The sequence below is a fragment of the Nitrospirota bacterium genome, from assembly GCA_026387665.1.
Classification (GTDB): domain Bacteria; phylum Nitrospirota; class Nitrospiria; order Nitrospirales; family Nitrospiraceae; genus Palsa-1315.
This window is the reverse complement of the sequence record JAPLLG010000005.1, coordinates 17,842-31,659: the sequence shown is the minus strand read 5'-3', so window position 1 is coordinate 31,659 and position 13,818 is coordinate 17,842. Positions and strand designations below refer to the sequence as shown.

The window sequence follows — 13,818 nt, the reverse complement described above, 5'->3', positions numbered from 1 at the left end:
GTTCACTTTTGCTCAGTTTCTTTAAGCAGCTGCCAGGGGGTTGCGATGCTGATGGGCGCGTCTGTCATGGTGATGAAACCAGAGAGGCCGGCATCCTGGAGCGATTTGGGAGACCAGGCAGAGGGAGGGAGCGTCCTGTCGATGGCGATCCAGATCCCACTGGCTGGCCTCGCATCAGATCGGCCATCCTTCCGTGGTATACTGCGCAGACTTGGTGAGGACCGACTGGTGAGGCAGGATGTTCGATGTCATTTTGTATCAGCCTGAAATTCCGCCGAACACCGGCAATATCATCCGGCTCTGCGCCAATACCGGGGCCAGGCTGCATCTGGTGAAGCCCTTGGGGTTTACGCTGGAGGACAAGCAGTTACTGCGAGCGGGACTGGACTATCACGAATTCGCCACGATCACGGTGTATGAAAGCTGGGCCGAATGCGCCGATCGATTCAAGGATCGCCGCCTGTTTGCCGTCTCGACCAAAGGGACGCAACGGTACGACTTGGTGGAATATGCAGCCGGCGATGCCTTTGTGTTTGGTCCGGAAAGTCGCGGGTTGCCGCCTGAGATTTTGGGGCTGGTGGCAGGGCCGCAATGTATTCGCGTCCCCATGATCCCGGGAAACCGGAGCCTCAATCTTTCCAATGCCGTGGCGGTGGTCATCTACGAAGCCTGGCGGCAGCTGGGATTTGGCACAGGGGTGAAGGGCTGATAGCGAATGGCGTAGGGCTTATAACGGAGCAAAGAAAATCCTGCCTGTCTTGCACCTGCTATCGGCCATCAGCCATATGCTATTTGCTCTTCAATCCCGTTCCTATAGGTCTCCCTCTTTCAGACAGCGTCCGAGTCCCTGTTGCTCGGCAAAATAATAGGCATAGTGCAGGGCTGCAAGGTTGGCGATGCGTTCTTCAGCCTCGTCGCGCGTGTCCGTATAAATAACCTGGATGCCATATCTCGCCGTGAGAGAGTCCAGGAAATCCATCAGTCCGATCTTGTGGTACTGGTTGAGACGGCCTCCGGCCTTGCGATGCTGGAGCGTGCCTTCGACGACGAGGAAGCGAGAAGGGAAGGCGAGAACCTGTTCGAGTTCCTGGAGAAAGGGCGGGCGATTGTAGGAGGGATTCGAGAAGACCGTATAGAGGTCTTCGACGCCGATGCGCTTGATACACAGGAGCTCGGGGACTTCCGCAATGGCATAGCCGCTGACGGGCAATGTTTCGCGCATCGTTCCGGCAATGCGCACGAAGCCGTGAAAGTCGTAGGGCTGGTGCTCGCGCGGGTCGACGTAGAGATGAATGGCCGGTACCATGGTTTTGGGCTGGCCTTGCTGAGAGAGCAGCATGATGAGCGATTGCGGTCCGCGGGGCCCTTGGTTGGATTGCGCGGTCTGTTGAGCGCGGGGCGGGGTGCTGGAGTAGGTTCCGGACGAGGGATGGGCTGTGGGCGTCGGGCGCGCGGCCGGCTTCTGAGCGGTCGAGGATTGCGTCTTGGCATCGTAGCTGGCGCGTGCAGCCGGGTCGCTGAGGGTTTGATAGGCCTGGTTGAGCAGTTGCGTCCTGGCTTCCGCTTTCTTGTGCAGGGTCGGGGCATGGCCAAAGCGATCCGGGTGCCAGACCTGGACCTGTTCATGCCAGGCTTTTTTGATCTCCGCCTCCGTGGCGGTGGGCAAGAGTTCAAGCAGCGTATAATAGTTGATAGTCCGTTCCTCCCGCATCGGTCTCTCCTTTTCTGGAAGTGTAACGGAGTCTCGGGCTGAGATCTAGCAGGCGATCTGTGGCTCGTGCGGCTTTGAGCGTGATGGGGTGGATACGCGGGGGCTTTTGCAGTAAACTCGCCGCCACTTGTTGATGCCGGCATGGACGAATTCATTCCGCAAGCCAAGACCTTCAGCGCACCATAATAAAAAGAAAGCGCGCGTCACGTCGAGTGGGTCGGCTCGTCGCGCTGCGTTTTCGGAAAGATCGGTCACAGAGAGAGATGATGTTGCCAGGGACTCAGCCAGTTTCAGCCACCGCGCAGTTGAAGATCATTCCACTCATCGCGAAGGAGCTCGGTGTAGGCGCGCATCAGGTCGCGGCTGCGGTCGCCCTGCTCGATGAAGGGTCGACCGTGCCGTTTATCTCACGCTATCGCAAGGAAGCCACAGGCAATCTGGACGATACGCATTTGCGGACGTTGGAAGAGCGGTTGCTATATCTGCGTGAGCTGGAGCTGCGGCGCGCGGCGATTCTGGCTTCGATCGAGGAGCAGGGCAAACTGACGGACGTCCTGCGTGGCACCATTGAAGCGGCTGCGACTAAGCAAACGTTGGAAGACCTCTATTTGCCCTACAAGCCCAAGCGGCGCACGCGCGCGCAGATTGCGCGCGAGGCGGGATTGGAGCCTTTGGCTGATGCATTGTTCGCCGATCCGACGCTCGATCCGGAACAGGAAGCGGCGAAGTATCTGAATGTGAAGCCTGCTGCCGAGGGCGTGGAAGCGATCAATGTGCCGGACGCCAAGTCAGCCCTTGAGGGGGCGCGGGATATTCTGGTCGAGCGTTTTGCCGAGACGGCCGAGCTGCTCGCGAAATTGCGGACTCGCCTCTGGGATCAGGGCGTCATCACGTCCACCGTGGTGAAGGGCCGGGAGATGGCCGAGGAAGAAAAGTTCCGGGATTACTACGCCTATTCTGAAACCATTCGCACCATCCCCTCGCATCGCGCGTTGGCGCTGTTCCGTGGCCGCACGCTGGGTGTGTTGAAGATGGACTTGGGCCTGGGCGAGGCGCTGGAAGCCGTCGTGCCGCATCCCTGCATCGCGACAGTCGCGGCTCATGTCGGGATCGAGGACCGGGGCCGTCGCGCGGACAAGTGGCTCATGGGCGTCTGCGATTGGACCTGGCGGGTGAAGGTGCACCTACATCTTACGGTGGAACTGCTGGTGCAGTTGCGTGAAGCAGCGGAAACCGAGGCGATTAAGATTTTCGGGCGCAATCTGCATGAATTGTTGCTGGCGGCGCCGGCAGGACCGAAGGCCGTGCTCGGCCTGGACCCGGGCATCCGTACCGGCTGTAAGGTGGCAGTGGTCGATGCAACCGGCAAACTATTAGAAACTACGACCGTGTACCCGCTTCAGCCTCGCAATGACTGGCAGGGATCGCTGGCGACGCTGGCGCGGCTGGTCGTGCAACATGGCGTAGAGCTGATTTCGATCGGGAATGGGACCGGCAGTCGCGAGACCGACAAGCTGGCCATTGAAGTGATTAAATTGGTCACGGCTCATAAGCCGGAACAGAAAGTGGCCAAGATCGTGGTGAGCGAAGCAGGCGCCTCGGTCTACTCTGCCTCGGCCTTCGCTGCGGCAGAGTTTCCCGAGTTGGATGTGAGTTTGCGCGGGGCTGTTTCCATCGCCCGGCGGTTGCAAGACCCGCTGGCGGAGCTGGTGAAGATCGATCCCAAGGCCATCGGCGTCGGTCAATATCAGCATGATGTGAACCAGCGGGCGCTGGCTCGTTCGCTTGATGCGACCGTCGAAGACTGCGTCAATGCCGTGGGGGTGGACGTTAATACGGCCTCGGTTCCATTGCTGGAGCGGGTGTCGGGTTTGAACAAGGTGCTGGCGAAGAATATCGTTGAATACCGGGATGCGAATGGGCCCTTTCCGAATCGTAGCACGATTCGCAAGGTGCCTCGTTTGGGCGATAAGACCTTCGAGCAGGCGGCCGGATTTCTACGCATCAACGATGGAGACAATCCGTTGGATCGTTCCTCGGTCCATCCGGAAGCCTATCCAGTGGTCGAGCGGATTCTGGCGCGGATCGGCAAAGGGATGATGGAGGTGATGGGGCAGCCGGCGGTGTTGAAGGGGTTGTCTCCCGCTGACTTTACCGATGAGAAGTTTGGCGTGCCGACGGTGCGCGATATCCTGACAGAATTAGAAAAGCCTGGCCGTGATCCGCGCCCTGAATTCAAGACTGCCACCTTCCAGGAGGGAGTTGAGTCTCTGACGGACCTGCATCCAGGCATGGTCCTCGAAGGTGTGGTGACGAACGTCGCAGCCTTCGGCGCCTTTGTCGATATTGGCGTCCATCAGGACGGTCTCGTGCATGTGTCGGCGTTGGCCAACAAATTCATCAAGGACCCCCATGAGGTTGTGAAGCCGGGCCAGATCGTCAAGGTGAAGGTGCTGGAGGTGGATGTGAAACGTCAGCGCATCGCGTTGACTATGCGTCTCGACGATGCGCCTGGCAGTATGGCGGCTGCAGGCCGTGGATCTGCCGAGGCCTCGTCCGGCATCGCGCGTGACGAGCGTGAGCGGCGTCCGTCCGCGCCCCAGCGTGCTCCGGAGCGTCAGCAGCCTCAGCCGGCTGGCACAATGGCGATGGCGCTCGCCCTGGCTCGCGCCAAGCAGAAGCCGTAGCAAGCTGCGCTGGGACGACCGGTCCTAGCTGTGCGATTTATCCGCCCGATGGTGCAAGAGCGCCGGACCCAACGGAAGCAGGGCATGGCCGGTAAAGGCAAAGGTCAGGCTGGCTATTGCGTGATAGAACGCCATGAGTCCCACGAGGATGTGGAAGATGCCGGGAAACAATTCACCGATTTGACCTAGGCGTGCCAGGAAGGTGAGGAAGAAGGTCGCAGTAATGACGAGGTGTAGGGCGCAGAGCGTCATATTCCGGTAGGCGGTGAGGTAGACCATGACGGCGGAAAAGAAAAAATACACCAGATTGATCGGCGCGAACAGCACCATATCGACCTGGAAGTTGGTGCTCGCACTGACCAGCTTGGCGGTGCAGACAGTGGTCCAGAAGAATCCGTACATCGTTAGTGCCGTGCCGCCGAGTTGCTCGTGATAGCGGATGTCGGTCATGCCGGCCAGGATTTGCACGATGCCGCCGAAGGCCAGGGCGATGACCAGTGTGCCGATATGATCTCGCTCCGGAATCACACCTAGCTGTGCAGAGCCGAGGGTGAGGGCGCCGACCGCCAGTCCGAACAATCCAATTGCCAAGACATCGATTCGTCGCGGGTGTAATTCATCGGCCATGGGAACTCCTTGCATAGATTCAGCTGCATGACGCAGAGGTGATGGTCAAACCTCGGCAGCATGCAGGAGCGGCAGTGGGAAAAGCAACATTACTTGAGGAATGGAGCGTGGCGTGCCGGGGGCTATTTGTGAGGGACCTGCTGTTGATGGGAAGGGCCGGTGTTAGGGCTTAGGGACCGGTTTGGTTTTGAAGTAGTTTCCGCCTTTGCTGCTGTCGTCGTCGCTGCCCCAATCGATCTTTTTGTCCAGCCGCTTGAGGAGGGGGATATGTTTGGAGCAGTGGATATAGGATTCTTCCACGTCGACCACGATCCAGGCCTCCGGGCGGCGGCCCTTTTTCAGCTTAGCCGCTTCGACCATGCTCGCCGGCAGATGGGGGAGGCTGGTGATCTCATCGGGGGAGAGCACGCGCGCCTTTCCGTTGACGTGCAAGCCGACTGTGCTTTGGAAGTAATCCAGAAAGATCATGCCGATCTGCGGGTTCTCCAGGATATTACCCACACTCGCCAGGACGCCGTTGCCCCGATATTCCGGGTAGGCGAGTGTTTTTTTATCGAGCACCTGCACGAATCCAGGCGCACCGGCTCGAAAGGAACAATCGCATGAGCCTTTGGCATCGGCGGTGGCAATGAAGGCCATTTCCTGCCGAGCGATGAACTGCTGCATCGTGGGATTCAGGTGATCCAGCATCTGCTTGGCGTAAAACGACGCGGCGCGTGTGCTGGTGCCAAACCGTTTCTGTGCCTGTTGTTCTGCTGCTGCTGATACCGGGCGTTTCATGGCTGCCGTTCCTTCGTCTTTCGCTGGCGCCTCCACGAGAGGGGGATTCCTCATTCTACATGAGGGGCCGCTTGGCTGCACCATTTCCTCTATTATGGGGCGAGCCCGTATTTCTTGAGTTTCGTGAGCAGCGTTTTGTAGTCGATCTGAAGGGCTTTAGCCGCGTGGGTTTTATTGCCGCGGTGCGCGTCGAGGACTCGCAGGATATGGACCCGTTCCATGTCGTCCATCGACAGGTTGGTCTGGTGTGAGGCGTCGTTGTTGGCTGCTGGCTGTGGCAAGACCTGGGCGATGTCCTCCAGTGAGATAGGCCTGCTAGCGGCAGCGGGGTTCATTAGGACGACTCGCTCGATCACGTTTCGCAATTCGCGGATATTGCCAGGCCAGGCATAGCTCACTAGCCGCGCGATGGCGTCCGGTGCGAAGGATCTGGCGGCCGTTCCCGGGGTCCGGACCGTGGCAAGGAAGTATTCTGCCAGGCGAGGGATGTCTTCCGTCCGCTCGCGGAGGGATGGTACCCGGAGGGTGACGGTGTTGATGCGGTAGAGCAGATCGTCCCGGAAGCGGCCCTGGTGCACGAGTTCCTGGAGGTCTCCATTCGTGGCGCCGACGATGCGGACATCGGCCTGGAGGGTGCGCGTGCTGCCGACTGGCCGGTATTCTCTGCGGTCAAGAAATCTCAGCAGGCTCACCTGCATCGGTCCCGGCATTTCTCCGACTTCATCCAGGAAGAGGGTGCCGCCTTCTGCTGCGGCAATGAGCCCTGGCTTTGCGGCGGTTGCTCCGGTAAACGAGCCTTTCTCATGGCCGAAGAGTTCACTCTCCAGCAATTCCCGGCTGACGGCGCCGCAGTTCACGGCGAGAAAGGGGCCGGTGGCGCGCCGGCTCTGCGCATGGAGGGTGCGGGCCACGACTTCTTTTCCCGATCCGGTCTCACCTTGGATCAGAACCGGGGCGTTCGCCGGCGCCACCTGCGCGACCTGCGCCATGAGCTTCTGCCAGGCCGGACTCTGTCCTGGCACAATCTGATCGTGGGTATGCGCGAATCCACCCAGCCTCGCTGCGATATTCTCGCGTCGGAGAGCGCGAACGGTGCGGAGTTTCGTGATTGCGGCCTTGATGACCGTTCCGTCGAAGGGGGTATCTTTGATGAGGAAATCCCAGGCACCTTCTTTGATGGCCTCGACCGCGTCCTTCACGTCTCCATGGCCGGTGAGGATCATGACATCCACATCCGGTTGATGGTCTTTTATCCAGCGCAGCACGGCGCGGCCGTCGATGCCAGGCATACGGAGATCGCTGACCACGCAATCGAAGGTGCCGGAGGTAAGCCGGTCCAAGCCCTCTTGTCCCCGTGAGGCGGTCGTGACCTCGCAGCCTTCCTCGCGGATCGCCTGCTCCAGCACCAATCGGATATATTCCTCGTCGTCGATGACCAGGATGTGCATCATGCGGTTGTTTCCGGAAAGGCCAAATAAAATGTGCTGCCTGTGCCTGGGGTGGATTCAGCCCAGGCCCGCCCACTATGTTTCTCCATCACCATTTTCACGATCGCCAATCCGACGCCAGTGCCTTCATAGTCGGCCGGTTGGTGTAGCCGTTCGAAGAGGCCGAAGATTTTCTCGCGATCCTCTGGGCCGAAGCCGATCCCGTTGTCGCGGATCCAGATGATCCGTTCCGTTGCAGTCCTGGTGCCGCCGATGCGGATATCCGGCGTCGTGGCAGGTCGGGAAAACTTGGCCGCATTGTCGAGCAAGTTCACCACGGCCTGACGGATGCCGACCGGCTCACCATAGAGATCGGCGAAGGGCAGGTCCACATGAATTTTCGGTTTGGGGCCTTGCGCGCCGCTGAACCGATCGACGATGAGGCTGCCAATCATTTCCAGCACGTTGAAGCGGGATCGCGGCAGATTCTGTTGTTCCAATCGTGAATACTTCAGGAGCGCATCGATCATCGTGGTGAGCCGGAGCGCCGACGTTCGGATGACATCGAGCTGGTGTGTGACCTGGGGGTCTCCGGTTCCCTCAAATCGTTTTTTCAAGAGCGAGGAGAAGCCTTCGATTTCGCGAAGGGGCCCTTTGAGGTCATGCGCGACTGAGTAGGTGAAGGCTTCGAGCTCCTTGGTTTTGCGGATGAGGGCGGTCCCTCGCTCGCGGAGATTCGCCAGCATGGTCGTCAGAGAGCTCGTCAGGATGCCGACCTCATCCTGTGTGGGCCAGGGTTCAAACTGGGTCGTGAGGTCATGGTGGGCAACGCGATCGGCTGTGGAGGCGAGTCGCTTCAGCGGTCCGGCCACGAGCCGTTGCATCATGAGGGAGATCGATAGGATGAGCAGCCCTAGCAGGCCGACGATGCTGAGGACGATGAGCCGCGCCTGTTCGACGAGGCGATCGCCCTCGACCTTCATTTCCACATCGATCTTGCGATGCAGCTCGATGAGTGAGGCGATCGCATCTGTGGTTGTGGTCACCGTCTGTTGGTACAGGGGCTCTGCGGGAGGCAGATGTTTCGTCTGTTGGCTGGTTGCCGTTTCGAAGTCTTCCCGCTGCGCACGTAAGGCGCTCAGGCCATTGGCGATGGCGACGATCGTCTGGTTTTCCTGGTCGGCCAGGCCGCCTCGTCCGTGCTGTTGCAACATGCCGTACAAGACCGGATGCGTTCGGGCGGCGTGGGAGGTTTGATAGGTGTCCAGTGCCGTGAGCGTTCGGTGCTCGATCTCTGCGAGGGCCTTCAGGCTGACGGTCTGAACTGCAGGGCGTTGATGTTCAAGAAGCTGGTGCATGTGGGTCTGCATGGCGGAGAGGTTGCGGAGCATTTCCGAGGCCGTGACGACGCCGGGAATGGTGATGCGTTGATGGCGATCGATATAGCTATTCACACGGGAGAGGTAGAAAAACGACGCGCTGAGACTGCCGATGAGCAGGGTAAGGATCAGGCTGAACGACAGCGCGAGTTTTTTGCCGATGGAGAGGCAGGCGATCCAGCTGACGGAGGTACGACGCATGGCGTAAGGTATCATAGCGACATGATGCACACCAGCGTCCCTCTTTCCGATTGTTCGGTCGTGGGATGCCAGCGCGCAGGCCTCGTGCGGTTAGTCTGCCTATTCCCGTCTAGGGCAGCGGGGGATTGAATCCCCTGCCGCCTCGGACTTTCGGGAGACCTCAATTCGTGAATTGACGGGGTTATCTTTTGCCTTTTTCTAGACCAGGTTGAGCCGGTATTGATCCCAATGCTTCCCGGTATCGTATCTGCAACTCTTCCTGCTGATCTGGCGCCCAGAAACGCGCCTTCGACGCCGACTTGGCCAGGAACTCCTCCGGCTCGAACGTCACGTCGTGCAATACCGAGGTTCCCGGAATGTTCGGCAGTTGCCGGTCGTACTTGCTGATATCTGGACCGGGGCTGTGTCGGTCGTGCACGCCGCTGATGGTCAGGTGCAGAATCGGTCCCCGGATGGAGATCCAGCCCGTGGTGGTTTCCTCATCCCCCTGATCTGTAGCATGACTCAAATGGAAGTACACACGTTCTGTCGGAGCGGCCTGAGCCAGCGCTTTGGAAAGAGGAGGTGCCAGTACGGCAATCTCTTCGTTCCGGAACGCTCTGGTTCGATCGGCTTCACCGGCAAACAGCCGGTGAATGACGTTCCGCCGTTCCCAAGCGCGAACCCCTCGAAGCAATGTGCCCACCTCGGTGGCGGTCAGCGTGGCGGGGTGAGAATTGGAAATCGAGTCGGGGTCCTGTTCCAATCGGACCGTGCTCAGCCCCGACTCATAGATGGATTTCGGCTGTGGGACGGGCTTGTTCGCGCAACCGGTGATGATGGATATTCCGGCAATGAGCAACAGGGCGCGAAGCGGCCATGCAGACGGCTCAGTCATAGTCTTATTGAAGCGATTCATTTTTGCCCTTCCTTTCCTTGAGCGGACCCTGCCTGCGGTGCTGCGCGATCGAACCCGTGCTCTTGCAAGAGGGTTTGCACTTCTGGCGTCAGCAAAAATGTGATGAAGTCTCCCGCGCCTGAAAGGTTCTTGGCGGTCCAGGTCGCGGCAACGCCATAGCGGATGGGAGTATGGGAACCGGCCGGGACTGTATCGAGAATGCGGACCTTCGCATTCTCGACGGCGTCTGTCCGATACAGGACGCCGACTTCAGCTTCGCCGTTAGCGACCAGATCGAGCACGGCACGGGAATGTTCGCCGAACACGTAATGAGACTTCAGTTGGGCATCGAGCTTGGTATATTTGATGAACTGTGCCGCCACTTTTCCCACAGAGGAGGACTTGGGATCCCCGACGGCGATCCGTCGGACCGGGACTGTCTGCAGATCTTGAACGGAGCCGATGGGGGCGGGGTGGGTGGCACTGGTAATCAAGACCAGCGACGTGCCGGCATAGGCCCGCTTAGTGCCTTGAATGATCAGACCCTTCTGTTCGAGCTGTTCAATTTCCTCAAACAGCGACGGCAGGAAGATGTCCACGGGCGCACCCTGTTCAATTTGACTGCGGAGCGTTTGCGAGGGGCCATAGATGACCCGCACGTTGATTTCGGGGTGCTGCTTCTCGAAAAGCGGCAGCACGTGACGAAACACCTCTCTGAGGCTGTTGGCGGCTGCGATGGTGAGGGTCTCCGGTTGCGCCTGCACGGATGGGGTGACCCAGAGCGATGCCGTCGCGACTCCGAAGAAGAGTAAAGACCTGAACCATTCGTGTTTCATAATTGTTCTCCTGACAGTGAAATAATTCGTGTCGTTCTAGAAATAGAACTGGTACTGCACATTGATCCGGTTTTCGATGAGATCGCGCCCAAATCCTGCTTGGCTCTCGAACGGATACCGGTCCGGTGCGCGCCCGCCGCTTCCCATGGTGATATTGGAGTAATCGACGACGAGCCGGTTGTTGTAGGTGCCGTCGAAGCTGTAGTTGATGGCGGTGCCGAATTCCTTCGTGAGATCGTGCTTCTGTTTGGTTGAGGGATCCATCACCCCATACCGGACGGCAAGCTCGAGTTTTCGGGGGATGACATATTTCCCGACCTGGGCATACCAGCCCCAGGCCTGGCCCAAATCCACTGGGGGGCCGGTATATTGGGCCGCCGGTACGGTGGCGAGGTCGAACGGTGTGGCTCCACTGTCCTTGTTCCTCACCCGCTGGTGCCGGAAGTATCCTTCGGACTGGATGGACCACCCCTGGTACTTCGCGATGAAATCCGTTGCATAGGTCTGGAAGTCGTAGATCCCTCCACCGAGGAGCCGGCCGTTTCCCGCTTTGGTGACACTCTGGCGATAGGCACGGTCCACAATGTCTGATCGGATGGCACTCAAGTAGTTTTGGGCCGGGTTGTAGGCATAGCCCGCTGCAATGGCCACCTGAGGCGTACGGGAGTTCAAGATATCTCCCTGGCCATACCCTGGATTGCCTGAGATCTTGTACAGCAGCCGGGCCGTGTATAACATCTCGCCGGTTGCGAAACGGGTGTCATAATTATAGGTTCGAGTTGTTCCTGACGCGGGACCTCCACCGCCGCTGGGGGGCAGCACCCGTTGACTGACGGAAGTGCCCTCCCGTGTCAAGTTTGGTCCGACCCCTCCCCAAATACCAATCGCGTAGTTGAATTTGTATTGATCCTCATCGCTGAGAATGCTGATTCCGACGTCACGACTGTCGATCTGGTTGGCGGCAAAGGCTCTTTGGACAATCATATTGTCTGAGAAGGTTGACGTGGCGATCGAACTGATCTGGGCGCGATTGAACCAAACCCGCTGTTGACCGACCTGCACTGTTGCCACGGGGATATGCCAGGAGGCGACATAGGCATCGAGAAGTTTAGCCCTGCCGCTGCCACCTTCTTGATCCGTCGATGTTTGATCCAGGGCCACAGAAAAGTTGTAGCGGAAGTCAGGATCGAACGCATAGCCCAGGAATTGGAGGCGAGCGCGGGGGACTGAAAACAGACTTGAGTCGCTCTGTTTCTTGATGGCCCGAAACTCGACCTGGCCCCCGAGAATCTCAGGATTTCTTGAGTCTCCGACCGACCCCCAGGCTGAATTGTAAGAACTGTGGGTGTAGCGCACCTGGGTGAGCAGCCGGAGCTTCAGAAAGAATTTCTCTCCGACTCGAATATTCAGGCCGTTGTTGACGTCGATATTGAAGTTCGGCTTGGAGACACGTTCTTTCGTCTCGATCACCCTGAGGCCTTTGTCGTACTCCTCTTGGGTGATGATTCCTTTGAGATAGAGATATTTAAGGCCAGGGTCCTCGCCGGAATAGTATTCCCACTTGCCCTCTTTCTTGACGAGCTGGCCTTCCTCGACGGCCAGCGCTGGTGGTGTGAGGCCTGCGAGCGGCAGCACGACTGCGAGTGTGACAAACAGCAAACCGGAAATTCTCATGTCGGTTCCCTCCGTGACATGTGAACTTCCGGTGGTCCGGTCAGCTCTCAATTTGACGATTGAAATAGTCGGTCTTGGGCCTCCAGTCATCTGGTCGGCCGGTCGTTCTCCTTTAGTTGTGACAGCAGGTAAGGCGTCTCATCGTGCTCTCAGCGTGTGGTCGAAGGTTCGCTGCCAAAACGGATCTTTTCCTTGCGTTCAATCTGCACGACTTTGGAATCGTGAACGATGATTTCAATGGATCCAAAGCGGATGTCTTTGAGCGCGAGGCGAATCGCCTGCTCAATGGTTTGATGGTCCTGTCGATCTGATCGTTCGGTGTTTCCCATGAAGACGGTCCTGTTGGCTCTCGCGTGAAGGGATTAACGCATGACAATCTTTCCGCTCTTGTCCCAGAACCAGAAGACGGACAGATTCGGATAGATGGCATTAACGGCATTTTGGCCTGCAACGGTAAACTGGCAACCGACGGCGACCAGCCAGTTCTGAGAAAAGTTCCATTGCAGCGCCGGCTCCACCCCGATAATCGTAAAGCCGCTTTTTTGTCCTGCGTTGACTTCATGTCCATCTGCCCGCCAGGTGAGCCCGTGTAAGGTGCTGACTTCGATGTTATACCCGAACCCGTTCTGGTCATTGAGTATGTGCTCGAAGATCAGTCGCGTATTGACGATGTCGCCGGTGTAGGTGTTCTTTCCGTTGTTCTCTCCTGGCGCGGCGTAGGTATAGAACAGGGCTGCGCTGATGCGAATGGGTTCGAGGTTCTTTCTCGTCATGAGTCCTTGCGTCAGCCCATATTCGCCGAATCGCGTACTGGGAAGCCGGCCAAGTGGCGAGAATCCTCCTGGTGGCTTCTCCGCATCGGCCCAGCGGCTGGTGGGAAGCACAATCTGCGTGTAATGAGTAATGGAGGGGCGCCAGCCTCCAGGGTCTTGGATGATGGGCCGGTATTTCATGATGAGCGAGGTGTCGCCGAAGCCGGTCGAGCTCGTGCTCTGCCCGTTTTGGGTGGCCCAGAATGAATTGATCGAAATGGCGGCGCCTACTTCGATGTGGTTGGTCAATCCGTAGGCGGTATTGATCGAGGGTGACAGTTGGTAGAGATGAACCGGCCCATTTTTGCTGTCGGTCGGACCGCCGAGGCGATTGCCGAAGCTGCTCTCTCCGATTTGTGAGAACAGGAATTCTCTGATTGAGAGCTGCCCCCTCGGCTGCGTATCGACAGCCTGGAGGAGGACTGGACCATGGGAGAGTGGATTCCAGCTCTGGCGATACTTTTTGATCTCCTCATCGGTCGGGACCCAGTCCAGCGCTGAAGATGAGGGAGGGGCAACGGCAGCCGTCAGGAGGAAGAAGGCGAGGGAGCTCAGGAAGAGTTTTCGATTGTGAATCTGTCGGATTAACGCAAACATAATTTCAATTCCTATTATTCCGGTCGTAAATGATGAGATATGTATAATGTATATGAATCTAGATTGTCAACAATTGAATATGTTGCTGTTTATTATCATTTAATTATTATGATGGAGAATCATTCAGCTTTCTAAGTCAGCGAAATATGTGGCCAGCCATAAATATGATGGAATTGTATTATTGCTATTAGCAAGTATTCATGCTATGCA

12 protein-coding genes are annotated in these 13,818 nt (G+C 58.1%); 2 read left to right on the top strand and 10 right to left on the bottom strand.

Annotated elements, in window-relative coordinates; all coding sequences use genetic code 11:
- Positions 1-238 precede the first annotated feature (238 nt).
- Positions 239-709: a tRNA (cytidine(34)-2'-O)-methyltransferase gene (locus NT179_03425; protein MCX5721066.1), complete on the top strand. Its 471-nt coding sequence runs from the start codon at positions 239-241 to the stop codon at positions 707-709.
- Between the two features lie 102 nt (positions 710-811).
- Here NT179_03425 and NT179_03420 read toward each other — a convergent pair whose 3' ends face one another.
- Positions 812-1,711 (bottom strand): DnaJ domain-containing protein, encoded by a 900-nt coding sequence (locus NT179_03420; protein ID MCX5721065.1) that lies wholly within the window; start codon positions 1,709-1,711, stop codon positions 812-814.
- Between the two features lie 266 nt (positions 1,712-1,977).
- On the opposite strand from NT179_03420, the gene NT179_03415 reads away from it, so the two are divergent.
- Positions 1,978-4,398 (top strand): Tex family protein, encoded by a 2,421-nt coding sequence (locus NT179_03415; GenBank protein MCX5721064.1) that lies wholly within the window; start codon positions 1,978-1,980, stop codon positions 4,396-4,398.
- A 24-nt stretch (positions 4,399-4,422) separates the two neighbouring features.
- Here the strand turns inward: NT179_03415 and NT179_03410 are convergent, their stop codons facing one another.
- The 9 genes from NT179_03410 to NT179_03370 form a co-directional block, all read right to left on the bottom strand.
- Complete coding sequence (locus NT179_03410; GenBank protein ID MCX5721063.1) at positions 4,423-5,025, bottom strand: GPR1/FUN34/YaaH family transporter; 603 nt, start codon at positions 5,023-5,025, stop codon at positions 4,423-4,425.
- A 162-nt stretch (positions 5,026-5,187) separates the two neighbouring features.
- Positions 5,188-5,805 (bottom strand): pyridoxamine 5'-phosphate oxidase family protein, encoded by a 618-nt coding sequence (locus NT179_03405; GenBank protein ID MCX5721062.1) that lies wholly within the window; start codon positions 5,803-5,805, stop codon positions 5,188-5,190.
- Positions 5,806-5,897: 92 nt separating this feature from the next.
- The gene (locus NT179_03400) at positions 5,898-7,256 is read right to left on the bottom strand and encodes a sigma-54 dependent transcriptional regulator (protein ID MCX5721061.1); all 1,359 of its coding nucleotides are present in this window, start codon (positions 7,254-7,256) and stop codon (positions 5,898-5,900) included.
- Positions 7,253-8,812: an ATP-binding protein gene (locus NT179_03395; GenBank protein MCX5721060.1), complete on the bottom strand. Its 1,560-nt coding sequence runs from the start codon at positions 8,810-8,812 to the stop codon at positions 7,253-7,255. The genes NT179_03400 and NT179_03395 overlap by 4 nt, the downstream gene beginning before the upstream one ends.
- A gap of 181 nt (positions 8,813-8,993) precedes the next feature.
- Complete coding sequence (locus NT179_03390; GenBank protein ID MCX5721059.1) at positions 8,994-9,710, bottom strand: hypothetical protein; 717 nt, start codon at positions 9,708-9,710, stop codon at positions 8,994-8,996.
- On the bottom strand, positions 9,707-10,525 hold the full coding sequence (modA, locus tag NT179_03385; protein ID MCX5721058.1) for a molybdate ABC transporter substrate-binding protein: 819 nt from the start codon (positions 10,523-10,525) through the stop codon (positions 9,707-9,709). The genes NT179_03390 and modA overlap by 4 nt, the downstream gene beginning before the upstream one ends.
- Positions 10,526-10,561: 36 nt before the next feature.
- Positions 10,562-12,199, bottom strand: a complete 1,638-nt coding sequence (locus NT179_03380) for a hypothetical protein (protein MCX5721057.1) — start codon at positions 12,197-12,199, stop codon at positions 10,562-10,564.
- 149 nt (positions 12,200-12,348) lie between these two features.
- Positions 12,349-12,528 (bottom strand): DUF2292 domain-containing protein, encoded by a 180-nt coding sequence (locus tag NT179_03375; protein MCX5721056.1) that lies wholly within the window; start codon positions 12,526-12,528, stop codon positions 12,349-12,351.
- A 33-nt stretch (positions 12,529-12,561) separates the two neighbouring features.
- On the bottom strand, positions 12,562-13,608 hold the full coding sequence (locus tag NT179_03370) for a hypothetical protein (protein ID MCX5721055.1): 1,047 nt from the start codon (positions 13,606-13,608) through the stop codon (positions 12,562-12,564).
- Positions 13,609-13,818 lie beyond the last annotated feature (210 nt).